Consider the following 25,840-nt stretch of genomic DNA (forward strand, 5'->3'; position numbering starts at 1 on the left):
GCAGCACAAAAAAGGGAGCCCCTCGGGGCTCCCTTTTTTACATCTGAACAAATCTTACTTGACGTTAACCGTGATGACTTTCGAGGCTACAGTCGGGTTGAACTGCATGTGCAGTTTGTCGCCAGCGACGAGTTGCAGCGTGTGCTTGCCCGGAGTGAGCGTCAGCTCGGTTTCAGTCTGGGCCTTGCCGTAGTGGATCACGGTGTCGGTAGCCGGGATCGGCACGCTGGCGTCCGGCAGCTCTTTTTGGTCGATCAGCAGGTGGTGGTGGCCGGTGCCCGGGTCCTGGCTGGTGGCCGGGGCCAGCTTCAGGCCTTCCATGCCGAATTTGACGGTGAAGGTTTTATCGACGGTGGCGCCATCTTTAGGCGACACGATAAAGACTTTGGCGCCTTCGGGTGGAGCACTGCGCGGAATACCGTCAGCGGCGGTCGCCAGCATCGAAGCACCCAGCAAGAGGCTAGCCAGGGTTGCACGGGACAATAGAGCTTTCATTCGCTTCTCCAGTTTTTCCAGGAAATCTGTTGGGTTATCACAACTTCGCGACAAATTGCTGTCCAAGGCACTCAACACCTTAGCAAAGCGATGCTGAAAGGCGCCTCGCACAGACGAATTCTTTAGGAGCGACCATGCGCTTTTCGCCTGGCCTTGTACTTTTGCTGCCCCTTCTGAGCCCTTTGGCTCACGCCGAACTGATTGATGATGTGTTTGATCGCGGCGAACTGCGCATCGCCGTGGAGGCCAACACACCGCCATTCAACTTCAAGGACGGCGACAAGCTCACCGGTTTTGAAGTGGAACTCGGTGAGCAACTGGCGAAGGAAATGGACGTGCGTCCCTCGTTTATCACCACCGATGACACCGACCTGCTGTCAGGCGTTGAAACCGGCAAGTACGACGTGGCCATCAATCATATCGCTATGACTGCCGAGCTGCGTGATCGGTTCGATTTCAGTGAGCCTTATCGCGAAAAGCCGGAACTGGCGATTCCCTTCCAGAAGGGCAACCCGGCATTCAAGACCAGCCTGGACAAGGCGTTGCAGCACGTGAAGGCCGATGGCCGCTTGAAGGCGCTGACGCAGAAGTGGTTTGAGGGCAACACAAAAGGCGAATAAATACTCGGTCAATGTGGGAGCTGGCTTGCCTGCGATAGCGGTGTGTCAGTCACACATCAGGTGCTGAGCCATCGCTATCGCACAGGGCAGCTGCCGCTTCGGCCAGCTCAAGCTCACTGAACACCAGCACCCCATGGCGTTTGAGCAATGCCGCCGTCACGCCTTCGCCGCTGACCTTCACGCCGGTGAAGGTGCCGTCATAGGTCAGCAGGTTACCGCAAGACGGGCTATTGGCCTTGAGAACGGCAATGCGGATGTCATGGCGTTGCACCAACGCCAAGGCCTGGCGGGCGCCATCGAGAAAGGCGGCGCTGAAGTCCTCTCCCTCAGCGGTCAGCACCTGAGCGCGGCCTTCCCACACATCGACACCCTGCCCGCCCGGGATCTCGGCAGAGGGCCGAGGCGTAGGCAAACCGCCCGACACTTCCGGGCAGATCGCAACCACCCGCCCTTGCGCCTGCCAGGCCGCCAATTGATCGAACGGGCCGCTGCCACCACCGTCGTAACGCACCTTGTGCCCGAGCAGGCAGCGGCTGATCAGAATCTTTTCCATACTTAAAACGGCTCGTTACCCCGCCGGCGAAACCAGCCGGTCAGGGACAAGCGTTCACGCGTAGCGGGCAGGACTTCATGGGGCACATCGCCGGACAGGAACACCACCAGGCTGCCGCCGGTGGGCACCACATCGTATTCCACGCCGTCCTTGAGGTACATGCGCAACTGGCCACCCTGCTCAGGCAGCCAAGCGTCATTCAAGTAAACCACCGCCGAGACCATACGCCGGTCGTCGTCGCGAAAACGGTCCACATGCTTGAGGTAAAACGCACCCGGCGGATACATCGCGAAGTGGCTTTCGAAATCCTCCAGGCCCAGGAACAGACCACGATTCATCGCCTGGCGCAGACTGTCCATCAAGCCCATGTAAGTCTCGCAGACGGCGGCATCACCCTCTTCCAGCCACTGGATATGGTCACCGCGAATCCCCTCGCGAATTTCCTGGGCCGGGCCGCGCCCTACCGCTGCGGGGGCCAATTCACCCTCGGCCGCACGTTTACGGCACTCAGCCGCCAGTTCCAGGGTCAGAGCCTGGGGCAGGAAGCCGTTCTGCTGCGACCAACCTTTTTCGGCCAGGTCGTCGACGATGCGTTGCAGCAGGGGATGATCAAGGGGTATTTGCATGGCGCGCATAGTATCCATACGCCTGTAAATCCGACAGAGCCGCCGAGCGTCTGAACACACTTTAGTCAGGTGACTGATAGGATTTCTCGACAAATCCTACGCCCGACACGGACAATAGTGGCCGACTGACAGGAGTCCCTATGCGTCGTTTGTTTTTTTCCATGCTGATGTTCTGCGTTTTGCCCGCTTGGGCAGACGGCCATGACCAGTTATACAAGGTCGCCGGCTGGGCCGATCAACGTGCGCATTTCAATGACGCCCTCAGTGCAGCCCAACAGCGCTACCGCAACAGCCTGCCGCCGGCGGTGTACCAGGCGTTGGTGGACAACAGCAACACACGTTTTGCGGCCCAGGCTATGGACAAGCGTGCCGAAGCGCAACTGCGCAAAAACCTGGCGGACCCGAAACCTGCCCTGGCGTTTTTCCAATCGCCGCTGGGCCGCAAGATTGTCGCCGCCGAGTTGCTCGCCACCCGCCGCGACCAGTTGGCAAAAAATGCGCAAGGCCTGCCACACATCGAGGCCGACGCCACCCGCAGCCTGATCATCGGGCATCTGGCCCAGGCCCTGCCCGCCCGTGAAGCGGGGGCGGAAGTCAGCCTGGCGATTGCCGGGGTTGCCGCCGACAGCTTGAGCCAGATGATTCCTGGCCTGCTGGGTGGCGGCCAGGCCCAGGGCATGCTCAATGGTCAGCGCGAGCGTTTAATGCAACAGATCGGTAACGACCTGAATAACACGCTGCTGTACGTCTATCGGGATTTGTCCGACCCGGAGCTGGAAGAATTCGCCACGTTTGCGGAGTCGCCGCAAGGTAGGGCGTATTACAAGGCAGCTCTTGCAGCCATTCGCGCGGGTCTTGCCGTTGGTCAAAGCACTTCCAGCCTGGCGCAGTAACCAATGTGGGAGCGGGCTTGCTCGCGAATGCGGTGTGTCAGCCGCTGTATTAGTTGACTGACAGGCCGCTTTCGCGAGCAAGCCCGCTCCCACATTTGATCCGTGTTACTTCAGATGGTCGGTCAAATACCGGAAGTATTCCTGGCGAATCTCCGGAATCTCATTCGCCAAGTGATGCCTGCCCCGCGGCAGCATCAGCACTTCGGGCCGATCGAACTTGCTGCGCAGCACCTGCAGGTTGTGCTGCCAATCCACCGTCATGTCTTCCTCGCCCTGCACGATCACCGGCCGCCGTGGGCTGCGCGGTGCGGCTTCGATACGTTTGATCCAACGCGCCAGCGCACCCACCCAGGCGGTAGGCAGTTGGCGTGGCTGCAGGGGGTCAGCTTCCAGGAACGGCTTGAATTTTGGGTCGTTGGTGTTCTCGCTGAACCGCCGCGCAATGCCTTTGACGAACGGCCGCAGCAGGTAATAGCTGACCTGCGACCAACCCCACGCACGCGGCCGCACCAAAGGCGACAACAGAAATGTCTTGCCCTGGGCCGGGCTGTCGGCGCCGTGATTGAGCAAATGGTCCACCACCACCGCACCGCCGGTGCTTTGCCCGAACAGGTGCCAGGGTTGCGGCAGTTGCAGCGCCTTGGCCTGGGCGAACAAAGCCTGCACCACGTCCTGATACACCGAAAAATCATCGATGCTGGCACGTGCGCCGCTGGACAGGCCATGCCCCGGCAGGTCGCAGGCAATCACCACAAACCCTTGGTCCAGGGCCCAATCCACCGCGTTGCGGTACAGGCCCATATGGTCGTAGAAGCCGTGGAACATAAACATCGTCGCCACAGGCTGTGGCGGCCACCACACCTGGGCAACCACCTCAAAGCCATCCACTTCGAAACGCCCTAGACGGCTCAACGCCGGCACTTTGCGCGCAGATAAATCCAGCCCATAGAAACGCTGGTAGACCCGCGCCTCGGCGCTGAGCGGTTGCGCATCCACGAGTGGTCGCAAGCTTTCGCGCAGATGATCGGGGTCAAAACTGACAGGCATAAAGGGTTCCAGACTGACGGTGAAGATGAATATCGAGCAGCGATATTCATCTGTCAGGGCAAGCATGGCAAGCTACGCGACCTTCGAGGATAGTTCTGAATGCGACAGCCCTACCGTTCCGCCCTGTTCGCCAGCCTGATCCTGATCATCTGCACCGGCGTGCTGTGGGCGGCGTATGACTGGTTCCAGGGCCGCTACCTGCGCGCGTTCAGCGAACACACGGCCGTGTTCTCCGGCGACGCCCTGCGCCTGCCCGCCGATCTCGCAGGCCCAGGCCCGATTCGCCTGGTGCACTTCTGGGACCCGGCCTGCCCGTGCAACGTCGGCAACCAGCAACACCTGGGCGAGCTCATCGAGCAGTACGCGCCCCAAGGCGTCGAGTTCTATGCCCTGCAAAAAGCCGGCAGCCACGGCCAACTGCCCGACAACCTGCGCAAGATGAAAACCCTCAATAACCTGGCCGGCGCCGATCAGGTGCCCGCCACCCCGGCTGTCGGGATTTGGGATCGCACTGGCAAGCTCGCGTATTTCGGACCGTACAGCGAAGGGCTGACGTGTAATTCCAGCAACAGCTTTATCGAGCCGATTTTGAAAGCCCTTGAGGCCGGGCGCGAAGTCGATGCAACCCATACCCTGGCGGTAGGCTGCTATTGCGAGTGGAGCAAGGCATCAAACTGAACGGAGGCTGTTCGACCGGTAAACTCCAATCACCCGAGCGGCAGGCTGCTGTATCGTACGTTTTCGGTGAGATTGTAAGCATAGGAACACATGAGCCAGCTAACCATCATCCTCTGGATGCTCAACGTTATCGTGGATACGTCCGGCCAGTTGGCTTTCAAAGCCGCCGCCTCTGCCAGCGCCGAGCATGACGGCATGGCCCACTGGAAGCACATGCTCAAGCGCCCCTGGATCTGGCTTGGCGTGATCTGCTACGTCTTCGAATTCGTGTTGTGGCTGGCGTTTCTCACGCTGGTGCCGTTGTCGGTCGGCGTGATGCTAGGCTCGATCAATATCGTGGTGATCATGATTGCCGGGCGTTTCCTGTTCAAGGAAAGCCTGACCAAATGGCGGTTGATCGGCATCATGCTGATCGCCTGTGGCGTGACCGTTGTGGGGTTTGAATAATGAAACGGTTCTATATCCTGGGCTTTCTGGCGCTGATCATTTTTGACACGTTGGCGCAGGTCAGTTTCAAATTCGCCTCGGTGCATGCCGAACCACTGACGATGGATACCGCCTGGTTGGTGCGCGTGTTTGGCGCACCGTGGATCTACGGCGCCTTCGTGGGCTACATCGGCGCGTTCTTCACCTGGATGACGTTGCTCAAGTACGCACCGGTGGGGCCCGCGTTTGCGGCGTCCCATTTGGAGTTGATCAGCGTGACGCTGATCTCTGTCTGGTTGTTCGATGACACCCTGACCTGGCCAAAAATCATCGGCGGCGCATTGATCATCGCAGGCATTCTCTGTCTCGCACGCAGTGAAGACAAAGAGAGCAAAACTGTCGAGGCCGAACCTTCGCAGCCACTGGCATCATGACCAGGGAAGTCCCGCCCACCGCTGGCCTGCCCTTAAGCTGGCGGGATTTGCTGAACCTTTCGGGCGACTTGGCCCAGTCTCTGGCCCGCCAGTTCTCGATTCCACTGCCGGCGCTGCCCTGCTCCGGCACCGCCGCCCTGATCATCGCCCTGCGGGTCTTGCAGCAACGCATGCCCGGCCGCACCCGGCTGATCGTGCCGGCCTACACCTGCCCGCTGGTGGCGTTGGCCGCCCATTACTGCCCGCCGTTGCGCGTCGTACCCTGCGATTTGCAGCCAGGCAGCATTGACCTGGACGAACAGCAACTGAAACACCTGTGTGACGACAGCACGCTGGCCGTGGTGGTGACCCATCTGGCCGGGCGCGTCGCGGACGTCGATACCGCCAAGCGTATTGCCGATGCTGTCGGCGCTGTGGTCATCGAAGACGCGGCCCAAGCCATGGGCGCACTCGACGACGGCCGCAGCGTCGGGCTCAAAGGTGATGTGGGATTTTTCAGCATGGCGCTGGGCAAGGGCCTGACGACGGCCGAAGGCGGCGTGCTGTTCAGCCGCGACCCGGTGTTGCATCAGGCGCTGCACCGCCAATGCGCACAGGACCTGCCTTTCAGCCTGCGCTGGGAGCTGCAACGCAGCGCCGAGTTGTGGGGTTACGCGCTGCTTTACCAACCGCGCGGCTTGCACTACGTGTATGGCAAGCCGTTGCGCAAAGCGCTGGAACAGGGCGATGAAGTGAGTGCCGTGGGCGACGACTTTTCGGTCAATGACATCCCGTTGCACCGCCTGGGCGGCTATCGCCAGAAGGTCGGCGCCGCCGCGCTGGCTCGCCTGCCCGATTATTTGCAACAAGGCCGCGCCCGGGCCTTGCGCCGTGCAGCTCGCTTGAATGCCTTGCCCGGCGTCTCGGTCGTTATGGACAGACCAGGCCAGCAAGGCACCTGGCCCTTTCTGATGGTGATGATGCCGTCTGCACAGGCCCGGGATGCGGCGATGGCGCAGTTGTGGACCTCGGGGCTGGGCGTGACCCGCCTGTTTATCCACACATTGCCGGACTACCCCGACGTGGCCCCGCTGCTGCAGCCTGGTGGCGATATCAGCCAAGCCCAGGCGTTCGCGACCCGCACACTGTCGATCAGTAACAGCCATTGGCTGACGGACGAACACTTCGAACAGATACTCAAGCAACTCAAGGCTATCGTCGCCAGCCTTCGTTGATACGCGCCACCAGGCGGCTGTTCAGCTCGTTCTGCTGCTGTTGCCAGATCTGCACCTGTGCCTCAGGCAGTTCTTCCTGGCCATCGGACGCACTCAACCAACGTTTGAACTTGCTTTCATAGTGGTAGGCCGACACATCGCCAGTGATGTCCGCGCCAATGATCTGGCCCTGGCAGGCACTGATCAGGTCGTTCAGATGCTGCTCCAGGAATTCGCCCTGATCCCAGTTGGTGTTCACCACTTCCGGGCTCAGCACATCTTTATCGATGGACAGGTACACCGGCAGTGAACGGTCAAACTGTGCCAGGAACGCGCGCATCAGCGCATCTGCATGGCTGAAGGCACGATTACTGCTCCCGGCGCCGATCCAGTTCATCCAGCGCGTGTCGACGTTGACGCTCCAGTAGGTCAACTTGCGCTTGAGCAGCGGCGACCAGTGATTCTCCCACGCGTGGCCCAGGCCAATATCCTGCGAACCGATGCCCAACACATGCACATGCTCGACCTGCGGCAAGCGGCTGGCCCAGTAGACCCAGGAGCCGCAGTGGATGCCGAACGGGTAGCGCATGTTATCGGGATGGTTGTCGCAGATGATCAGCTGGAACTTCTGCTGCGTCGGCAGGCGATTCAACAACAGCTGGCTGAGGTGGTGATAATCACCGCTGCCGGTAAATACACAGCCGTAATCGCTGGGCATTTGTGCGTGCAGGGCGGTTTCCAGCTCTTTGAATTGTGCCCAGCGGCAGCCGAAACGGATTTTTTCCTGCCAGACCTGCAACGGCAACGTAATCGCGCCGGGAATGTCACTGACGGCACTGTCGAAATCGAGAATCAGCGGCGGTCGGGCCTGGCTCATGAGGTGTGCTCCTGATGCCACTGGGTATCACTTTCAAAGTGATGACGGAACCGGTTGCCCAGCTTGCGCAACAGCGGGTTACGCACCCAGACCAGATGGCGGGTAAAGGTAAAGTCGGCGCCCAGGCTGGCCTTGACCTGCGGGTCGGTCCAACCCGCCACATAAAATTTCAGCCCATTGGCCAGCGCATACTCAAGGTTCACAAACCAACTGACGAAATACAGGTTGAACTCCAGCGCCAGCGGGTAGCTAAGGCCGATGTACTTGTCGAGCAGCTTGTCGCCCTCCACGTAGCACAGGTTGTAGCCGATCAGTTCGTCGCAGTGCCAATAGCAGAACACGCGCCCGTTACTGCCGGCGTCCCGCAGAAGGCTGCTGAAAAATTCAGGGGTGAGCAGGTCAAAATGGATCTCGCTCTGGTCGTACACCGCCTTGTACAACCCGTACAACTGCGTGAGCCAGGCGTCATCGTTGAAGCGCGCATCGCCGGTGTCCAGGACTTCCACCCGCAACGCCTCACGGCTGCGCAGTTTGCGTCGGATATTTCGGCGACGGCTGTGGGACAAGCGCGCCAGGTACTCATCGACCGTGGCAAAGTTGATCGGCACGTAGGCCAGCGCCTGCCCCTCGAGGCTGATGAAACCGCGCCGGGTGCATTCATCGATCAAGGCTTGCGCGTAGCGGTTATCCGCCTCGCTGAGCAGCGGAGAGTCGCACGGCACGTCTTTGACGATGGTGAGCTTGCGCTGCGGCGCGCACGCCTCTTGCAACCACTGCGCGAGGTCCTGAGGCGACACGTCTTGGGGCAGTGGTGAATATTCACTGACCGTGGTCCCCACAAAACAACTGTCGACACGCAGCCAGGCATTCCAGAAACGATACCCGGGCCAGCTGCGAACACGCTTTTCGAACGCATCGTCGGCGGTGGTCAACAGGTCGAAGGGCGTAAAGAAATACGGCAGGCCCTGGTCGGACAGACGAGCATCGAAGCCCACTGGCGGGTGCTGCAAAAAGCGGTCGATCAGCGACTGCGCTTCCAGGCAGCACGCATAGGCAACCTTGGAGCGGCTGGAGTCTGGAATGGGTTGCGGGGCGCAAGTCATGGAAAAAAGCTCAAAGATGACGGGCGCAATAGTAGCGTATTCAGGGTGTTCGACACTTGAACCTCGGCTGTCACAACGGCGCATCGTGCGCGATATCAGCATTTCCCTCAGCCCTCGCCAAACCTATTAGACTCCGTTGACCTTCAAGGTGAATGACTCAAGGACCGTCCATGAAACGCAGCCTGACCGTGCTCGCTATCCTGATTGCCGCCCTCATGGCCGGCGCCGGCTGGTATGTCTACAGCAAGCAACCCACCCGCCAGGGCACCGAAACACTCGCCAACCTGCAAGGCGCGGTCACCGTGCGCTATGACGACCGGGGCGTGCCGCACCTGCGCGCCGAGAACGAGACCGACCTGTACCGCGCCCTCGGCTATGTGCATGCACAGGACCGGCTGTTCCAGATGGAGATCATGCGGCGCCTGGCCCGTGGCGAGTTGGCCGAGATACTGGGCCCGAAGATGCTCGAGACCGACAAGCTGTTCCGCAGCCTGCGCATTCGCGAGCGCGCCTTGAGTTACGTGGAACACATGGACCACGATTCGGCGGCCTGGAAGGCCTTGCAAGCCTACCTGGACGGCATCAACCAATTTCAGGACAGCCACGCCAGCCCAATGGAGTTTGACGTACTGGGCATTCCCAAGCGGCGGTTTACCGCTGAGGACACCATCAGCGTCGCCGGGTACATGGCCTACAGCTTTGCCGCCGCGTTTCGTACCGAGCCGCTGCTGACTTACGTACGCGACCAATTGGGCGGCGACTACCTGAAAGTCTTCGACCTCGACTGGCAGCCCAAAGGCGCGCTTAACCTGGCCGCCAGTGATTGGCAGACGCTCGGCGCGCTTGCCTCCTTGAGCGACAGGGCCTTGGCCGAGAATGGCTTGCCTCAGTTCGAAGGCAGCAACGCCTGGGCCATCAGCGGCAGCCGCACCAAGAGCGGCAAGCCCTTGCTGGCGGGCGACCCGCATATCCGTTTCTCGGTACCGTCGGTGTGGTACGAAGCGCAGCTCTCCGCACCGGGCTTTGAGCTCTACGGCTATCACAACGCGCTGGTGCCGGTGGCGTTCCTGGGGCACAACCTGGATTTCGGCTGGAGCCTGACCATGTTCCAGAACGATGACCTCGACCTGATCGCCGAAAAGGTCAACCCCGACAACCCCAACCAGGTCTGGTACCACGGCCAATGGGTCAACATGACCAGCAGCGAGCAACAGATCGCGGTGAAGGGCCAGGCACCGGTGACCCTCACTCTGCGCCAGTCACCCCACGGCCCGATCATCAATGATGTACTCGGCGAGAATGCCGGCAACACGCCGATTGCCATGTGGTGGGCATTCCTCGAAACCGAGGATCCGATCCTCGAAGGTTTCTACCAGCTCAACCGCGCCGATACCCTGGCCAAGGTGCGCGCCGCAGCGTCCAAGGTTTCTGCACCGGGCCTGAATATCGTATGGGCAAATGCCAAGGGTGATATCGGCTGGTGGGCGGCGGCGCAATTGCCGATTCGCCCGGCCGGGGTCAACCCGACGTTCATTCTCGACGGCAGCACCGCCCAGGCCGACAAGCTGGGCTTCTACCCTTTCAGCGCCAACCCCCAGGAAGAAAACCCGGCGCGGGGTTATGTGGTGTCGGCCAATGCCCAGCCGGCCTCACCCACCGGCATGGAAATCCCCGGTTACTACAACCTGGCCGACCGTGGCCAGCAATTGAACACGCAGTTGAGCGACAAAAGCGTGAAGTGGGACGTGAACAACAGCCAAGCCTTGCAACTGGGCACGACCACCGCCTACGGCCCACGCTTGCTGGCACCGCTGTTGCCGGTGTTGCGTGACGTGGTCAAGGACCCGGCGCAGTTGAAACTGGTAGAACAATTGGCCGCCTGGAAAGGCGACTATCCGCTGGACTCCACCAGCGCCACACTCTTCAACCAGTTCCTGTTTAACCTCACCGACGCGGCCTTCCACCCAAAACTGGGCGACGCCATGTTTAAAACCCTGCTCGGTACTCGAGTGATCGACGCCGCGCTGCCACGCCTGGCCGCCTCGCCGGACTCGCCCTGGTGGAACGGCAAGCGCGCCGACACCGTCAAGCTCGCCTGGGACAACAGCCTGGCTCACCTCAAAGCCACCTTCGGCGATGACCCGACGCAATGGCAGTGGGGCAAGGCCCACACCCTGACCCACGGCCACCCGTTAGGCATGCAGAAGCCACTGGACAAGGTCTTCAACGTGGGCCCGTTCCCGGCGCCCGGCACCCACGAAGTGCCAAACAACCAGTCGGCGATGATCGGCCCCGCGCCCTGGCCGGTCACTTATGGCCCATCGACCCGTCGATTGATCGACTTCGCCGACCCGGCCCACGCCTTGACCATCAACCCGGTAGGGCAAAGCGGTGTGCCGTTTGACCGGCACTATGGCGACCAGGCGGAAACCTATATCGAGGGTGGGTACGAGCAGGCGCATTTCAGTGATGAAGAAGTGACGGCGAATACCCGTGGCACGCTGAAGCTGTTGCCTGCGAGAAAATAGTGCTGGAAGAATGCGGTCAATGTGGGAGCGGGCTTGCTCGCGAATGCGGAGTATCAGTCACCAGATGTATCGACTGGCACACCGCATTCGCGAGCAAGCCCGCTCCCACATTTGCTTTGTGTTGTAGCGACTAACGAGCCCGCATCCGCCCCGGCGCCTCGCCGTAGGTTTCCTTGAACTTCTTGCTGAACGCTGCCTGCGACTGGTAACCCACCTGGGCGGCGATATCCATCAGGCTCAGGCGTGACTGGCGCAGCAGATTGAACGCCAACTCCATACGCAACTGGGTCAGCAGCACCCACGGGGATACACCCGCCACCTTCACAAAGGCACGCATGAAGGTCGCTCGCGACATCGTCGCAACCAAGGCCAGGTTGTCGATGGTCCATTCATGGCCGGGCTCGGCCAGCATCGCCTGCCAGGCCTTGCTCAGGCGCTTGTCGGCCAGCAAGGCGAAGGTGCCGGCCACCGGCGCCTGAAGGGTCAGCCAGGTGCGCAGGATCAGGGTGAACAAGGCCGACGACAGTGCATCGATAAACGAGCGGGCGCCCAGTTGCTGCCCATCCGCTTCGCTGCGTAACAAAGCAATCAACGCAGCCAATTGCCCATCGCCCTGCCACTGCCGACTGGACACCACCAGATACTCCGGCAACGCGGCAAACAACAACGACTGCCGGTTGTAGTGAAAGCTGCCGCAGAGCATGTCCAAGTCCACCCGTTCGCCACCCAGGCGATGGACCGGGAGTAAACCGCCCTCAATCACCGTCGGCGGCATCGGCCGGATGCGTGAACCTGGACTGCGCAACAAATGGGTGGCGCCACCGGGCATCAGCAGGATATCGCCCTCCCCCAGCGTTACGTGCTGCCCGCCCGTCAACTCGGCGCGGCAGGTGCCGCTGAGCACAATGTGATACGGCGCCACGCCCAAATTCTCCGGCGCGTGATCCAGCGCCCAGTCGCCCTGGAACTGGCAACGCAAATCCAGGCTGCCGCGCAGGTTGGCCAGCGTGATAAGGGTGTCGATCGAATTCATTTGCGAACATCGGTCAAAAAGATGAGCGGATTGAACAATGCCCCCAACCCCGAACAGCACAGACTGGCTTCACACCCAACCTGTTCAGGAGTTACCGCAATGTTCAATAACTGGTCCGACTTGCTGCCTACCGTAAAGAAAGCCTTTGGCGCGCTGGGCAAGAGCAACCCGAAGATGGTCAAAGCGTACATGGCGTTGGGCGAGGCTGCCGAGGAAAACAACGTGCTCGACGCCAAGACCCGTGAGCTGATTTCCATCGCCGTGGCCATCACCACGCGCTGTGACGGCTGCATCGGCGTGCATGCGGATGCGGCGATCAAAGCCGGCGCGACCCGCGAAGAAGTGGCCGCGACCCTGGCCACCGCAATTTCCTTGAACGCGGGCGCGGCATATATCTACTCACTGCGCGCCCTGGAAGCCTACGACACACTCAAACCGGTGCCGCAAAGTTGAGCCTGAACTGTTGCGGCGTTACGCCCAGCCGGCGGTTGAAGACACTGCGCATGTGCTGGGCATCGCGAAACCCGCATTGATAGGCCACGGTCTTGAGCGGCGCAGGGCTGCTTTCGAGCATCACCCGCGCCGCATCCACTCGTGCCCGCTCGACAAACTCCGCCGGGGTTATGCGTGCTTCACGGGCAAACACCCGGGAGAAATTACGCGCGCTCATATTGGCCGCCTTGGCCAGGTCGGCAATGGTCAAATCCCCGGTCAGATTCGCCAGCACATACAACTGCACCAACGCCACCGCCGAGGTGGACCGCGCATGAGGTGTGAGGAACGGGCTGAACTGTGACTGCCCGCCCGAACGCTGGGTGAATACCACCAGGCGCTTGGCCACGCTCAACGCCACTTCCGGGCCATGGTCCTGGGCCAGGAGGTACAGCGACAAATCGATACCTGCCGTCACCCCGGCCGAGGTGTAGAGGTTGCCGTCCTGCACGTAGAGGCGGTCGGCGTCTACCTGTGCCGAGGGGCACAGACGCGCCAGATCAGCGGCATCGTTCCAATGGGTGGTGACGGTTTTTCCATCGAGTAAGCCGGCGCGCGCCAGCATGAAAGCGCCGTTGCAGATCGAACCGAAGCGTTGGGCTCTTTCGGTTGCACCGCGCAGCCAATCATCAAACGGGGCACCGAAATCTTCGAAGGGCAATTGCGGGCCTCCGGCGACCAGCAACAGATCGTAGGCGCTCAAGGCTTCGCTGTAATGCCGGTGGGCCTGCAACGACAAACCGTTGGAGGCGGCCATCGTGCCGTGGCCCAGGCCGATCACTTCAAGCTGGTAGTGGTCTTCGGGCGGTAGAAAACGGTTGGCCTCGCAGAACACATCCATGGGGCCGGTCACGTCCAGTGACTGGACACCGGGGAAGATCAGGATGGCGATGGTTTTGCCCATAAATAGAGACACCCTTTTCTAACTGAATAAAGGCAAAACCCTGTGGGAGCGGGCTTGCTCGCGAATGCGGTTGTTCAGTCGGTACATGCATTAACTGACATACCGCTTTCGCGAGCAAGCCCGCTCCCACATTTGATCTGCGCAGATTTCAAGAGACTAATCCGGCTGGCACGATGTGGCGGCACATTGGCCGGGATCGCACCCTCGCTGCGATGGCCCCGTCGCGGGCGCGCGACCAGACTGGACTCATCGGCGCCACCCCCGGCGCTTTGTTGAGGAGAACGACCATGAGCACCCCCATCGCCGGCATCCAGATCCCGGACAGCGCCCTGGCCAAGGCCACCACCGAATACATCCGCGACGTCGAGTCCGACCTGCTCTACCACCACTCCCGCCGGGTGTTCCTGTTCGGTGCCTTGAGCGGTGAACGCAAGCAACTGGCCTACAACCCGGAGCTGCTTTACGTCGGCGCAATGTTCCATGATCTGGGCCTGGTGCAAGGCCACCGCAGTGACAACGAGCGTTTCGAAGTGGACGGCGCCAACGCCGCCGCCGACTTCCTCAAGCCTTACGGCCTGAGCGATGACGACATCGAGCAAGTGTGGCTGTCCATCGCCCTGCACACCACGCCGGGCGTGCCGCAGCATCTGCGCCCGACCGTGGCGCTGGTAACTGCTGGTGTCGAGATGGACGTGCTGGGCATGGACTACGCCGCGTTTACCCACGAGCAGCGCGAAGCCGTGGTGCATGCACACCCACGCGGTGAAGGATTCAAGGAGTGCATCATCTGCGCGTTTGCCGACGGCTTGCGCCATCGCCCGCAGACCACGTTTGGCAACGTGAAGACCGACGTGCTGGTGGATCAGGAGCCGGGGTTCAAGCCGATGAATTTTGTAGAGGTGATTCGCAAGTCGCCGTGGGCTGCCTGAAACCCAATTTTACAAACACTGCAAAACGACTGTGGGAGCTGGCTTGCCTGCGATGAGGCCATGTCAATCGACTTATCTGTCGACTGACACACCGCCATCGCAGGCAAGCCAGCTCCCACATTTTTAACCCACTCCGGCAGTTAGACCGGTGCAGGCGCCCGGCGCTTGTCCGGCTGCTGCCAGCCATCCGCCGCGGCTTCTTCAATCGCTTGCTGGATAGCTTTCTTGCGATGCTCTTCAGCACGGCGGCTGAAGAACCACACCAGGAAGGTCACCAGCGACACCGCCAGCAGAATCAGGCTGGCCACGGCGTTGATCTCGGGTTTAACCCCAAGACGTACCGCCGAGAACACTTCCATCGGCAAGGTGGTTGAACCCGGGCCCGACACGAAGCTGGCAAGTACCAGGTCATCCAGGGACAGCGCGAACGACATCATGCCGCCCGCCGCCAACGACGGCGCGATCATCGGGATAGTGATCAGGAAGAACACCTTCCACGGCCGCGCGCCCAGGTCCATTGCCGCTTCTTCAATCGACAGGTCCAGCTCACGCAAGCGCGCCGACACCACCACTGCCACATACGCGGCACAGAACGTGGTGTGGGCGATCCAGATGGTGACGATGCCACGTTCCTGGGGCCAGCCGATCATCTGCGCCATGGCCACGAACAGCAGCAACAGCGACAGACCGGTGATCACTTCGGGCATCACCAACGGCGCCGTCACCAGGCCGCCGAACAGCGTGCGGCCCTTGAACTGGCTGATGCGCGTCAGCACGAAAGCTGCAAGCGTACCCAGCGCCACCGCAGCCACCGCCGTGTAGCAGGCGATTTCCAGGGAGCGCGCCACCGAGCCCATCAACTGGGTGTTGTCCAGCAGGCCCACGTACCACTTGATCGACCAACCGCCCCACACCGTCACCAGTTTGGATTCGTTGAACGAGTAGATCACCAGGATCAGCATCGGCAGGTAGATGAACAACAACCCCGCCACCAGCATGAAGCTTGAGAAACTGACGCGCTTCATATCTTGCCCTCCATCTCTTTGGCTTGGCTGCGGTTGAACAGGATGATCGGCACGATCAGGATCGCCAGCATCACCACCGCCAGGGCAGAGGCCACAGGCCAGTCACGGTTGTTGAAGAATTCTTGCCACAACACTTTACCGATCATCAGGGTTTCCGGACCGCCGAGCAGTTCCGGGATCACGAACTCGCCCACTACCGGAATGAACACCAGCATGCAGCCGGCGATGATGCCGTTCTTGGACAGCGGCACAGTGATTTTCCAGAAGCTGTTGAAGGTGCTCGAGCCCAGGTCGGACGCGGCTTCCAACAGGCTCTGGTCGTGTTTGACCAGGTTGGCGTACAGCGGCAGGATCATGAACGGCAGGTACGAATAGACCACGCCGATGTACACCGCGATGTTGGTGTTGAGGATCTGCAGCGGCTCGTTGATCAAGCCGATGGACATCAGGAAGCTATTGAGCAACCCGTTGTTGCTGAGGATGCCCATCCACGCATACACGCGGATCAGGATCGCGGTCCAGGTCGGCATCATGATCAGCAGCACCAGCACGGTCTGCATTTCTTTACGCGCGCTGGCAATGGCATAGGCCATCGGGTAGCCGATCAACAGGCACAGAATCGTGCTGAAAAACGCCATCTTCAGCGAGCCCAGGTACGCGGCGATGTACAACTCGTCGTCGCCGAGCATCGCGTAGTTGCCCAGGTTGAGCACCAATTGCAGCTTTTGCTCAACGAAGGTGTAGATCTCGGTGTAAGGCGGGATCGCCACGTCGGCTTCGGCAAAGCTGATCTTCAAGACGATGAAGAACGGCAGTGCGAAAAACAGGAACAGCCAGAGGAAAGGGATCCCGATGACCACATGCCGGCCACCGGGTGTTATTCGTTGCAGCTGGCGTTTGAACTTCTTCATATTCATGAGCGAAGTACCACGCCGCTGTCGTCTTCCCACCACACGTACACCTGGTCACCCCAGGTTGGGCGCTGGCCACGGCGTTCGGCGTTGGCGACGAAGGACTGCACCAGCTTGCCGCTCGGCAGTTCCACATAGAACACCGAGTGGCCGCCCAGGTAGGCGATGTCATGCACCTTGCCGCTGGACCAGTTGTGCTCGCAGGTCGGCATTTCGGTGGTAACCAACAGCTTTTCCGGGCGGATGGCGTAGGTCACCGACTTGTCTTCCACCGAGGTGGCGATGCCATAGCCCACGTAGATGTCACGGTCCAGGTCCGGGCACTTGAGCACCGCGTGGCCTTCCGCGTCGTCCACCACCTGGGTGTCGAAAATGTTCACGTTGCCGATGAACTCGCACACCAGACGGCTGGTAGGCGTTTCGTAGATGTCGATCGGGCTGCCGATCTGGGCGATCCAGCCCAGGTGCATGATCGCGATGCGCTCGGCCATGGTCATGGCCTCTTCCTGGTCGTGTGTCACCATCACGCAGGTCACGCCCACGCGCTCGATGATCTCTACCAGTTCCAGTTGCATCTGCGAACGCAGCTTCTTGTCGAGTGCGCCCATCGGCTCGTCGAGCAGCAGCAGTTTCGGGCGCTTGGCCAGGGAACGCGCCAAGGCCACACGCTGACGCTGGCCACCGGACAACTGGTGCGGCTTGCGCTTGGCGTACTGGCTCATCTGCACCAGCTTGAGCATCTCGGCCACGCGGGCGTCGACTTCAGCCTTGGGGATCTTGTCCTGTTGCAGGCCGAACGCAATGTTCTGCGCCACGGTCATGTGCGGGAACAAGGCGTAGGACTGGAACATCATGTTGATCGGCCGCTCGTAGGGCGGCATATCGGTGATGTCCACACCATCGAGGTAAATGCGACCTTCCGTTGGGCGCTCGAAGCCTGCGAGCATGCGCAGCAAGGTGGATTTGCCCGAACCCGATCCGCCGAGCAAGGCGAAGATCTCGCCTTTCTTGATTTCCAGGGACACATCGTCCACGGCGATCGTCTCGTCGAACTTCTTCGTGACCCGGTCGATTTTGACCAGCACCTTTTTCGGTGTCTGGTCGCCCTCGAGGGCTTTCTTATAGGCGCCGGAGGCAACTGCCATTTACGAAACTCCCAACAAAATTTGAGGTTCGCCCAATACGGGCGAAACCTTGGATAGTTTGAGCTTTAAGCCTTACTTGCCCGTTTTGACCTTGGTCCAGCTACGGGTCATTAAACGCTGCACTTTCGGGGGTAGCTCGAAGTTGACGAACGTCCGGTCGAGAACCGCCTGCGGTGGGTAAACCGCTGCGTCAGTGCGTATCGATTGCTTCATCAGTTTGTCCGCCCCGGGGTTAGGGTTGGCGTAACCGACGTAATCACTGACCTGAGCGATCACCTCAGGTTGCAGTAAATAGTTGATGAAGGCGTGAGCCTCTTTGACGTTGGTCGCATCCTTGGGGATTGCCAGCACGTCAAACCAGAGGTTGCCGCCTTCTTTCGGAATCGCGTAGGCGATGTTCACGCCTTTGCCTGCCTCGCTTGCGCGAGCCTTGGCCTGGAACACATCACCGGAGAAACCTGCCGCCACGCAGATGTTGCCGTTGGCCAGGTCAGAGATGTATTTGGAAGAATGGAAATAGGTCACGTAGGGCCGCACTTTGAGCAGCTTCTCTTCGGCCTTTTTGTAATCTTCGGGGTTGGTACTGTTAGGGTTCAGGCCCATGTAGTTGAGCACCGCCGGCAGCATTTCATCCGCCGAGTCCATGAACGAGACCCCGCAAGTGGCCAGCTTCTTCATGTTTTCCGGCTCGAACAGCACGGCCCAGGAATCGATATGGTCGACGCCCAGCACTTCTTTGACTTTTTCGACGTTGTAACCAATGCCGTTGGTGCCCCACAGATACGGCACGGCGTATTGGTTACCCGGGTCGTTTTTTTCCAGACGCTTGAGCAGCGCCGGGTCCAGATTGGAATAGTTAGTCAGCAACGACTTGTCGAGCTTCTGAAACGCCCCGGCTTTGATTTGCTTGCCAAGGAAGTGGTTGGACGGCACGACCACGTCATAACCGGTACGCCCGGCGAGCAACTTGCCTTCCAGGGTTTCGTTGGAATCAAACACGTCATACACCGGCTTGATGCCGCTGGCCTTTTCAAAGTTGGCCAGGGTGTCGGCGCCGATGTAGTCCGACCAGTTATAAATATGCACCGTCGGCGCGGCCTGCACGCTGACAGCCAGCGTGATACCTGCACCCACCAGCAAGGCTTTGCGAAATAAAGAAATTGGCAAGTGGAGGTCCTCTTAAATAGTTGGGCCCGAAGTTGTTGCCCGGCAACAAAACCGGCGCGCAACTTACCCTCGATAAACCGATCCGGCAAAGCTTTCTGTCATTTAATTTGTGGGAGCGGCGGTTCGCCGCCCCCACGGTTCAAAGGCTTATTTGCCCGATTTGATTTTGGTCCAGCTGCGCGTCATTTCACGCTGAGTTGCAGCCGGCAAGTCAGCAATGGCGTAGAGCTTGGCCTGCACATCCGCTGGCGGGTAAATGCCCGGGTCGCTGGTGATGTCTTTGTCGACCAGTGCGGTGGCTTTTTCGTTACCGTTCGGGAAGCGGACGCTGTTGGTGATAGCGGCCATGACTTCCGGCTTGAGCAGGTAGTTCATGAACTTGTAGGCAGCATCGACGTTTTCGGCATCTTTAGGGATGGCGACCATGTCATAGAAGCTACCGGCGCCTTCTTTCGGAATGTCGTAGGCAACCTTGACCTTGCCACCGGCTTCAGCCGCGCGGGACTTGGCTTGCTGGATGTCCCCGGAGTAGCCCACGGCCACGCAGATGTTGCCGTTGGCCAGGTCCGAGATGTACTTGGACGAGTGGAAATAGCCGATCGATGGGCGCAGCTTGAGGAACAGGTCCTCGGCTTGCTTGAGGTCAGCTTTTTTCTGGGTGTCGGTCGGCAGGCCCAGGTAATGCAGCGCCACCGGCAGCATTTCGGTTGGCGAGTCGAGGAAGCTCACGCCGCAGCTTTTCAGCTTGGCGATGTTTTCCGGCTTCATCAGCACGTCCCACGAGTCGATCTTGTCCACGCCCAGCGCAGCCTTGACCTTCTCCGGGTTGTAACCGATGCCGATCGAGCCCCACATGTACGGGAAAGCGTGCTTGTTGTCCGGGTCGCTGACCGACACGGCTTTAAGCAGGGATTTGTTCAGGTTGGCGTAGTTGGACAGCTTGGACTTGTCCAGCTCCTGATAGACACCGGCCTTGATCTGCTTGGCGAGGAAGTTGTTCGACGGAACGACGATGTCGTAACCGGACTTGCCTGCCAGCAACTTGGCTTCCAGGGTCTCGTTGCTGTCGAAAACGTCGTACACCACTTTAATGCCCGACTCTTTTTCAAAGTTGGCGATGGTGTCCGGTGCAATGTAGTCAGACCAGTTGTAGACGTGCAGCACTTTATCGTCTGCCTGGGCCGCGCCCGCCATTGCGCCCATCAGGGACAACGCGAGGAGGGTCTTGCCAGCGTTCTTCAAACCTAATGCCTTCATTTGGTGATGCTCCAATTTTTTCTTTTTTGGGCCACGTTCTTTAGTCGTCTCACGACCCTTCCAAAGGGCAACAAAACACGGCGACAGTCTGGCAAGTTCAGGGGCCGGCTTTCAACCAAAGCCCCCTTTATTACTGCGTTTTTGTAACTGCCCAGACGCAGCGCCCGAAGCCGCAGCGCACTGAGCCTAGCACTTAGCCTTGCAATGCCGCCAAAGTCAGGTCCAGGCACTGGCGAGCCTTGGTCACCAGCTCGTCGATTTCCGCCTTGCTGATCACCAGCGGAGGCGAAATGATCATGGTGTCGCCCACGGCGCGCATGATCAGGCCATTCTCGAAGCAGAACGTGCGGCAGATCATGCCCACACCACGGCCTTCGTAACGTTTGCGCGTGGCCTTGTCCTGCACCAGCTCAATCGCCCCGAGCATGCCGACACCGCGAACTTCACCCACCAACGGGTGATCAGCCAGTTCCCTCAGACGTTTCTGCAAATACGGTGCCGTTTCTTCGTGCACACGGTTAACGATTTTTTCATCGCGCAGAATCCGGATGTTTTCCAGGGCTACCGCTGCCGCCACCGGGTGACCGGAATAGGTGAAGCCGTGGTTGAAATCACCGCCTTCATTGAGCACGGCAACCACGTCGTCGTGCACGATCAGGCCACCCATAGGGATGTAACCCGAGGTCAGGCCCTTGGCGATGGTCATCATGTGTGGCTTGAGGCCATAGAAGTCGCTGCCGAACCATTCACCGGTACGGCCGAAACCGCAGATCACTTCATCGGCGACGAACAGAATGTCGTACTTGGCGAGGATTTCCTTGATGCGCGGCCAGTAGGTCTCTGGCGGCACGATCACGCCACCGGCCCCCTGGATCGGCTCGGCAATAAAGGCACCGACGTTGTCCACGCCCAGTTCCAGGATCTTCTCTTCCAACTGGTTGGCGGCCCATACCCCGAACTCTTCCGGGCTCATGTCGCCGCCTTCGCCATACCAGTACGGCTGGGCGATATGGGTGATGCCCGGGATCGGCAAGTCGCCCTGTTCATGCATGTACGTCATGCCGCCCAGGCTGGCGCCGGCCACGGTGGAGCCGTGATAGCCATTCTTGCGGCTGATGATGATCTTCTTGTTCGGCTGGCCCTTGATCGCCCAGTAATGGCGGACCATGCGCAACATGGTGTCGTTGCCTTCCGAGCCTGAGCCGGTGAAGAACACGTGGTTCATGCCGGCCGGTGCGATCTCGGAAATCACCTTGGCCAGCTCCAGCACCGGTGGGTGAGCGGTCTGGAAGAACAGGTTGTAGTACGGCAGCTCTTTCATCTGCTTGGCGGCGGCGTCAGCCAGTTCGTCGCGACCGTAACCGATCGCCACGCACCACAGGCCGGCCATGCCGTCGAGGATCTTGTTGCCTTCGCTGTCCCACAGGTAAACGCCGTGGGCTTTGGTGATAATCCGTGGGCCTTTCACTTTCAATTGCTTGAAGTCGCTGAACGGCGCCAGGTGGTGATCATTGCTCAAGGCTTGCCATTCACGGGTTTGCGGGTTGTTGCTGGACATACCAATCTCCTAGACTTTTCAGGTGTGGGCGCGCCAATCCCAAGGCGCGCCCGACGCATCAGACGGCGAAGAGCAGGAATTCCCGCTCCCACGAACTGATCACGCGCTTGAAGTTTTCATGCTCGGCCCGCTTGACCGCGACGTAGCCTGTGATGAATTTTTGACCCAAATATTTTTCGATGGTCTTGCTGTTTTCCATACGCTCCAGGGCGTCTTCGATGGTCAACGGCAGGCGCAGGTTGCGGCGCTCGTAACCTCGGCCCACCACCGGCGCGCTCGGGTTATGGCCTTCGACCATACCGATGTAGCCGCACAGCAAGCTGGCGGCAATCGCCAGGTAAGGATTGGCGTCGGCGCCCGGCAGGCGGTTTTCCACGCGACGGTTCTGCGGGCCGGCATCCGGTACGCGCAGGCCGACGGTGCGGTTTTCTTCGCCCCACTCCACGTTCACCGGCGCCGAGGTGTCGGGCAGGAAGCGGCGGAACGAGTTCACGTTCGGCGCAAACAGCGGCAGCAATTCAGGGATGAATTTCTGCAGGCCGCCAATGTGATTGAGGAACAGCTGGCTCATGGTCCCGTCTTCATTAGAGAAGACGTTCTTGCCGGTGGCGATGTCGATGATGCTCTGGTGCAAGTGCATCGCGCTGCCGGGCTCGCCGGTCATGGGCTTGGCCATGAAGGTGGCGGCCACGTTGTGCTTGAGCGCGGCCTCACGCATGGTGCGCTTGAACACCAGGATCTGGTCGGCCAGGGACAGCGCATCGCCATGACGGAAGTTGATCTCCATCTGCGCGGTGCCGTCCTCGTGGATCAGGGTGTCGAGGTCAAGCTCCTGGAGTTCACACCAGTCGTAGACGTCTTCGAACAACGGGTCGAACTCGTTGGCCGCTTCTATAGAGAAGGACTGGCGACCGGTCTCCGGGCGCCCGGAACGGCCGATCGGCGGTTGCAGCGGGAAGTCCGGGTCTTCGCAGCGTTTGGTCAGGTAGAACTCCATTTCCGGCGCCACGATCGGCTGCCAGCCTCGGTTGGCGTAGAGCTGGAGGACTTTCTTGAGCACATTGCGCGGCGACAGCTCGATCGGGTTGCCTTGCTTGTCGTAGGTGTCGTGAATCACCTGGGCGGTAGGCTCGATGGCCCAGGGCACCAGGAATACGGCGTTCTGGTCGGGACGGCAGATCATGTCGATGTCGGCCGGGTCGAGCAATTCGTAATAGATGTCGTCTTCGACATAGTCGCCGGTCACGGTCTGCAACAGAACGCTCTCGGGCAGGCGCATGCCTTTTTCGGCGATGAACTTGTTGGTCGGCGAGATCTTGCCCCGGGTGATGCCGGTGAGGTCGCCAATCATGCATTCGACTTCTGTGATCTTGTGGTCTTTCAACCAATCGGTGAGCTGGTCGAGGTTGTTACTCATAAATGCCTCTGGGCTGTGTTTCCTGACATCCATTAAAGGTCAGGCGTTGTTTGACGCAGCATCCGCGTCGCGTTGCATCGCCCGCGTTCGACAGGCCGAGCCAAAGGCCTGGAAGATCGCGAGATAGTGCGGGTTAGAGCTTACCTGCCATTCGGGGTGCCATTGCACTCCTAAAGCAAAAGCCTTGCCCGCGGTGTAAGAAAAAGCTTCGATCAACCCATCCGGCGCAGTGGCTTCGACCTGCAACCCCGGCGCCAGGCGATCAACGCCCTGGCCGTGAATCGAGTTGACCTGAATGGTCTGCGGCAACCCCAGGCTTGCCAGGACGCCATGCGGGGCAATCGCCACGGCGTGCGCCGGGCCGTACTGAATCTCCAGCGGCTGGGTATCGTCTTCGCGGTGATCCATCATGCCCGGTACTTCATGAACCTTCTGGTGCAGGCTGCCACCCAAAGCCACGTTCATTTCCTGGAACCCACGGCAGATGCCCAGCACCGGCACGCCTGCCGCAATCGCGGCACGCAGCAACGGCAGCGTGGTCTGGTCCCGTGCAGAATCATGAGCAGTCCCGGGCGCGCTGGCCGGACCGTCGTAGAGAAAGGGTTCGATATTGGAGGGGGAGCCGGTAAATAGAATGCCATCCAGGCCGTCAAGAATATTGGCCGGGTCGAGCAAATCGCCCAAGGATGGAATGATCAATGGCAAGCCCTTGGCAGCGATGGCCACTGCACGGACGTATTTGTCGCCACTGATGTGATAAGCATGCAGACCGACCTGTTTGGAGCAGGCGGTGACGCCGATTAACGGCAGGCGAGACATGAAGCACCCCGGTATTATTGCTGTTATGGGTTTGAATCGAGCTTAGCCTTGTTCATTTTTTTACACAACACCCCCGTAAAAAATACAACACGGCCCGCTCAAGCCTGCTAGTCCCAAGGCCTTCAAACCCAAAAAAGCGCCCCAAAAAGCCCCAAAAAAGGCCTCAAGGCGCTTTTTTAGGGCAAAAAAGGCCTCGCTTGACTTCGGCAAGCCGTTCGGGTTGACTGAAACCAGAAAAGATCAATGATTGATATTTTTAACAACAAAGGTGTTGCATCATGTCGGTACCCCCGCGTGCCGTTCAGCTTAACGAAGCGAACGCGTTCCTTAAGGATCATCCTGAGGTTCTGTACGTAGACCTTCTAATTGCGGATATGAATGGTGTGGTGCGCGGCAAGCGCATCGAACGCACCAGCCTCCACAAGGTTTACGAGAAGGGCATTAACCTGCCTGCCTCTTTATTTGCCCTGGATATCAATGGCTCGACAGTGGAAAGCACTGGCCTGGGTCTGGACATCGGTGATGCTGACCGAATCTGTTATCCGATCCCTGACACCCTGTGCAATGAGCCGTGGCAAAAGCGCCCAACCGCGCAACTGCTGATGACCATGCACGAACTTGAAGGTGAACCTTTCTTCGCCGATCCTCGCGAAGTGCTCCGCCAAGTTGTCAGCAAGTTTGACGACCTCGGTCTGACCATCTGCGCTGCCTTCGAGCTTGAGTTCTACCTGATCGACCAGGAGAACGTGAACGGCCGCCCACAACCGCCCCGCTCGCCGATCTCCGGCAAACGCCCGCACTCGACACAGGTCTACCTGATCGACGACCTCGACGAATACGTCGACTGCCTCCAGGACATCCTGGAAGGTGCCAAAGAGCAAGGCATCCCGGCTGACGCCATCGTCAAGGAAAGTGCCCCGGCGCAGTTCGAAGTGAACCTGCACCACGTGGCCGACCCGATCAAGGCTTGCGATTACGCCGTACTGCTCAAGCGCCTGATCAAGAACATCGCCTACGATCATGAGATGGACACCACCTTCATGGCCAAGCCTTACCCAGGCCAGGCAGGCAATGGTTTGCACGTACACATTTCGATCCTGGACAAGGACGGCAAGAACATCTTTGCCAGCGAGGATCCCGAGCAGAACGCCGCATTGCGTCACGCGATCGGCGGTGTGCTCGAGACCCTACCCGCCCAAATGGCGTTCCTGTGCCCCAACGTCAACTCCTACCGTCGTTTCGGCGCACAGTTCTACGTGCCGAACTCGCCGTGCTGGGGCCTGGACAACCGCACTGTGGCGATTCGCGTACCCACGGGCTCCTCGGATGCCGTACGTATCGAACACCGCGTGGCCGGCGCCGACGCCAACCCTTACCTGCTGATGGCTTCGGTCCTGGCAGGCGTGCACCACGGTCTGACCAACAAGATCGAACCGGGCGCTCCAGTGGAAGGCAACAGCTACGAGCAGAACGAACAGAGCCTGCCGAACAACCTGCGCGATGCCCTGCGCGAGTTGGACGACAGCGAGGTGATGGCCAAGTACATCGATCCTAAATACATCGATATCTTCGTCGCCTGTAAGGAAAGTGAGCTGGAAGAGTTCGAACACTCCATCTCCGACCTTGAGTACAACTGGTACCTGCATACCGTGTAAGCAGTGGTTGTACTGAAAAACGCCTCCGGCCTTTGGTCTGTGGCGTTTTTTTATG

At 59.9% G+C, this 25,840-nt stretch carries 26 protein-coding genes; 10 read left to right on the forward strand and 16 right to left on the reverse strand.

What is annotated here, in order from left to right; genetic code table 11:
• Nucleotides 1-54 precede the first annotated feature (54 nt).
• On the reverse strand, nucleotides 55-495 hold the full coding sequence (locus ACLBW8_RS08390) for a DUF4399 domain-containing protein (protein ID WP_017139512.1): 441 nt from the start codon (nucleotides 493-495) through the stop codon (nucleotides 55-57).
• A 134-nt stretch (nucleotides 496-629) separates the two neighbouring features.
• Between ACLBW8_RS08390 and ACLBW8_RS08395 the strand changes: the two genes are divergently transcribed.
• Entirely contained in the window at nucleotides 630-1,115 is a 486-nt protein-coding gene (locus tag ACLBW8_RS08395) for a transporter substrate-binding domain-containing protein (protein ID WP_064454598.1), read from the forward strand.
• A 49-nt stretch (nucleotides 1,116-1,164) separates the two neighbouring features.
• Here the strand turns inward: ACLBW8_RS08395 and ACLBW8_RS08400 are convergent, their stop codons facing one another.
• Both ACLBW8_RS08400 and ACLBW8_RS08405 read right to left on the reverse strand, forming a co-directional pair.
• Nucleotides 1,165-1,668, reverse strand: a complete 504-nt coding sequence (locus tag ACLBW8_RS08400; protein ID WP_221295856.1) for a DUF523 domain-containing protein — start codon at nucleotides 1,666-1,668, stop codon at nucleotides 1,165-1,167.
• A 2-nt stretch (nucleotides 1,669-1,670) separates the two neighbouring features.
• Complete coding sequence (locus tag ACLBW8_RS08405; RefSeq protein ID WP_064454600.1) at nucleotides 1,671-2,303, reverse strand: 2OG-Fe(II) oxygenase; 633 nt, start codon at nucleotides 2,301-2,303, stop codon at nucleotides 1,671-1,673.
• 131 nt (nucleotides 2,304-2,434) lie between these two features.
• Here ACLBW8_RS08405 and ACLBW8_RS08410 point away from each other — a divergent pair, with 131 nt between their 5' ends.
• The gene (locus ACLBW8_RS08410; RefSeq protein ID WP_447805150.1) at nucleotides 2,435-3,187 is read left to right on the forward strand and encodes a DUF2059 domain-containing protein; all 753 of its coding nucleotides are present in this window, start codon (nucleotides 2,435-2,437) and stop codon (nucleotides 3,185-3,187) included.
• Nucleotides 3,188-3,292: 105 nt separating this feature from the next.
• On the opposite strand, the gene ACLBW8_RS08415 is transcribed toward ACLBW8_RS08410, so the two are convergent.
• Entirely contained in the window at nucleotides 3,293-4,234 is a 942-nt protein-coding gene (locus ACLBW8_RS08415) for an alpha/beta hydrolase (RefSeq protein WP_432751403.1), read from the reverse strand.
• A gap of 99 nt (nucleotides 4,235-4,333) precedes the next feature.
• On the opposite strand from ACLBW8_RS08415, the gene ACLBW8_RS08420 reads away from it, so the two are divergent.
• From ACLBW8_RS08420 to ACLBW8_RS08435, 4 genes are all read left to right on the forward strand, one after another.
• A complete protein-coding gene (locus ACLBW8_RS08420) occupies nucleotides 4,334-4,912 on the forward strand; it encodes a DUF6436 domain-containing protein (protein ID WP_221295858.1) in 579 nt (192 codons plus the stop codon).
• A 90-nt stretch (nucleotides 4,913-5,002) separates the two neighbouring features.
• Nucleotides 5,003-5,359: an EamA family transporter gene (locus tag ACLBW8_RS08425; protein ID WP_064454604.1), complete on the forward strand. Its 357-nt coding sequence runs from the start codon at nucleotides 5,003-5,005 to the stop codon at nucleotides 5,357-5,359.
• Nucleotides 5,359-5,772, forward strand: a complete 414-nt coding sequence (locus ACLBW8_RS08430) for a DMT family transporter (protein ID WP_064454605.1) — start codon at nucleotides 5,359-5,361, stop codon at nucleotides 5,770-5,772. Before ACLBW8_RS08425 ends, ACLBW8_RS08430 begins: the two co-directional genes overlap by 1 nt.
• A complete protein-coding gene (locus ACLBW8_RS08435) occupies nucleotides 5,769-6,986 on the forward strand; it encodes a DegT/DnrJ/EryC1/StrS family aminotransferase (RefSeq protein WP_447805151.1) in 1,218 nt (405 codons plus the stop codon). Before ACLBW8_RS08430 ends, ACLBW8_RS08435 begins: the two co-directional genes overlap by 4 nt.
• On the opposite strand, the gene ACLBW8_RS08440 is transcribed toward ACLBW8_RS08435, so the two are convergent.
• Nucleotides 6,964-7,842, reverse strand: a complete 879-nt coding sequence (locus ACLBW8_RS08440) for a hypothetical protein (protein ID WP_447805152.1) — start codon at nucleotides 7,840-7,842, stop codon at nucleotides 6,964-6,966. The genes ACLBW8_RS08435 and ACLBW8_RS08440 overlap by 23 nt on opposite strands.
• The gene (locus tag ACLBW8_RS08445; protein ID WP_447805153.1) at nucleotides 7,839-8,945 is read right to left on the reverse strand and encodes a GNAT family N-acetyltransferase; all 1,107 of its coding nucleotides are present in this window, start codon (nucleotides 8,943-8,945) and stop codon (nucleotides 7,839-7,841) included. Before ACLBW8_RS08445 ends, ACLBW8_RS08440 begins: the two co-directional genes overlap by 4 nt.
• 170 nt (nucleotides 8,946-9,115) lie before the next feature.
• Between ACLBW8_RS08445 and ACLBW8_RS08450 the strand changes: the two genes are divergently transcribed.
• Nucleotides 9,116-11,473 (forward strand): penicillin acylase family protein, encoded by a 2,358-nt coding sequence (locus tag ACLBW8_RS08450; RefSeq protein WP_447805154.1) that lies wholly within the window; start codon nucleotides 9,116-9,118, stop codon nucleotides 11,471-11,473.
• Between the two features lie 130 nt (nucleotides 11,474-11,603).
• Here ACLBW8_RS08450 and ACLBW8_RS08455 read toward each other — a convergent pair whose 3' ends face one another.
• On the reverse strand, nucleotides 11,604-12,506 hold the full coding sequence (locus ACLBW8_RS08455) for an AraC family transcriptional regulator (RefSeq protein ID WP_447805155.1): 903 nt from the start codon (nucleotides 12,504-12,506) through the stop codon (nucleotides 11,604-11,606).
• A gap of 99 nt (nucleotides 12,507-12,605) precedes the next feature.
• Between ACLBW8_RS08455 and ACLBW8_RS08460 the strand changes: the two genes are divergently transcribed.
• Nucleotides 12,606-12,959: a carboxymuconolactone decarboxylase family protein gene (locus tag ACLBW8_RS08460; RefSeq protein ID WP_034110071.1), complete on the forward strand. Its 354-nt coding sequence runs from the start codon at nucleotides 12,606-12,608 to the stop codon at nucleotides 12,957-12,959.
• Here the strand turns inward: ACLBW8_RS08460 and ACLBW8_RS08465 are convergent.
• Entirely contained in the window at nucleotides 12,937-13,902 is a 966-nt protein-coding gene (locus tag ACLBW8_RS08465) for a GlxA family transcriptional regulator (RefSeq protein ID WP_447805156.1), read from the reverse strand. The genes ACLBW8_RS08460 and ACLBW8_RS08465 overlap by 23 nt on opposite strands.
• A gap of 287 nt (nucleotides 13,903-14,189) precedes the next feature.
• Between ACLBW8_RS08465 and ACLBW8_RS08470 the strand changes: the two genes are divergently transcribed.
• Nucleotides 14,190-14,831, forward strand: coding sequence for an HD domain-containing protein (locus ACLBW8_RS08470; RefSeq protein ID WP_221295861.1), 642 nt, complete (start codon nucleotides 14,190-14,192; stop codon nucleotides 14,829-14,831).
• Between the two features lie 140 nt (nucleotides 14,832-14,971).
• Here the strand turns inward: ACLBW8_RS08470 and ACLBW8_RS08475 are convergent, their stop codons facing one another.
• The 8 genes from ACLBW8_RS08475 to ACLBW8_RS08510 all read right to left on the reverse strand — a co-directional run bounded on the left by ACLBW8_RS08475 (nucleotide 14,972) and on the right by ACLBW8_RS08510 (nucleotide 24,130).
• A complete protein-coding gene (locus ACLBW8_RS08475) occupies nucleotides 14,972-15,856 on the reverse strand; it encodes an ABC transporter permease subunit (protein WP_003176774.1) in 885 nt (294 codons plus the stop codon).
• Nucleotides 15,853-16,773, reverse strand: a complete 921-nt coding sequence (locus tag ACLBW8_RS08480; protein WP_064454612.1) for an ABC transporter permease subunit — start codon at nucleotides 16,771-16,773, stop codon at nucleotides 15,853-15,855. The genes ACLBW8_RS08475 and ACLBW8_RS08480 overlap by 4 nt, the downstream gene beginning before the upstream one ends.
• Nucleotides 16,770-17,912, reverse strand: a complete 1,143-nt coding sequence (locus ACLBW8_RS08485; RefSeq protein ID WP_003195240.1) for an ABC transporter ATP-binding protein — start codon at nucleotides 17,910-17,912, stop codon at nucleotides 16,770-16,772. Before ACLBW8_RS08485 ends, ACLBW8_RS08480 begins: the two co-directional genes overlap by 4 nt.
• Nucleotides 17,913-17,984: 72 nt before the next feature.
• The gene (locus ACLBW8_RS08490) at nucleotides 17,985-19,079 is read right to left on the reverse strand and encodes a polyamine ABC transporter substrate-binding protein (protein WP_064454613.1); all 1,095 of its coding nucleotides are present in this window, start codon (nucleotides 19,077-19,079) and stop codon (nucleotides 17,985-17,987) included.
• 147 nt (nucleotides 19,080-19,226) lie between these two features.
• Nucleotides 19,227-20,321: a polyamine ABC transporter substrate-binding protein gene (locus tag ACLBW8_RS08495; RefSeq protein WP_053258811.1), complete on the reverse strand. Its 1,095-nt coding sequence runs from the start codon at nucleotides 20,319-20,321 to the stop codon at nucleotides 19,227-19,229.
• 208 nt (nucleotides 20,322-20,529) lie between these two features.
• Nucleotides 20,530-21,894: an aspartate aminotransferase family protein gene (locus ACLBW8_RS08500; RefSeq protein WP_064454614.1), complete on the reverse strand. Its 1,365-nt coding sequence runs from the start codon at nucleotides 21,892-21,894 to the stop codon at nucleotides 20,530-20,532.
• Between the two features lie 58 nt (nucleotides 21,895-21,952).
• A complete protein-coding gene (locus ACLBW8_RS08505) occupies nucleotides 21,953-23,311 on the reverse strand; it encodes a glutamine synthetase family protein (protein WP_064454615.1) in 1,359 nt (452 codons plus the stop codon).
• Nucleotides 23,312-23,350: 39 nt separating this feature from the next.
• A complete protein-coding gene (locus ACLBW8_RS08510; protein ID WP_064454616.1) occupies nucleotides 23,351-24,130 on the reverse strand; it encodes a gamma-glutamyl-gamma-aminobutyrate hydrolase family protein in 780 nt (259 codons plus the stop codon).
• A 278-nt stretch (nucleotides 24,131-24,408) separates the two neighbouring features.
• On the opposite strand from ACLBW8_RS08510, the gene ACLBW8_RS08515 reads away from it, so the two are divergent.
• Nucleotides 24,409-25,785 carry a glutamine synthetase family protein gene (locus ACLBW8_RS08515; protein WP_003213894.1) on the forward strand — a complete coding sequence of 459 codons (1,377 nt, stop codon included), beginning with the start codon at nucleotides 24,409-24,411 and terminating at the stop codon, nucleotides 25,783-25,785.
• Nucleotides 25,786-25,840 lie beyond the last annotated feature (55 nt).

This window comes from Pseudomonas sp. M5A4_2d (assembly GCF_053345295.1).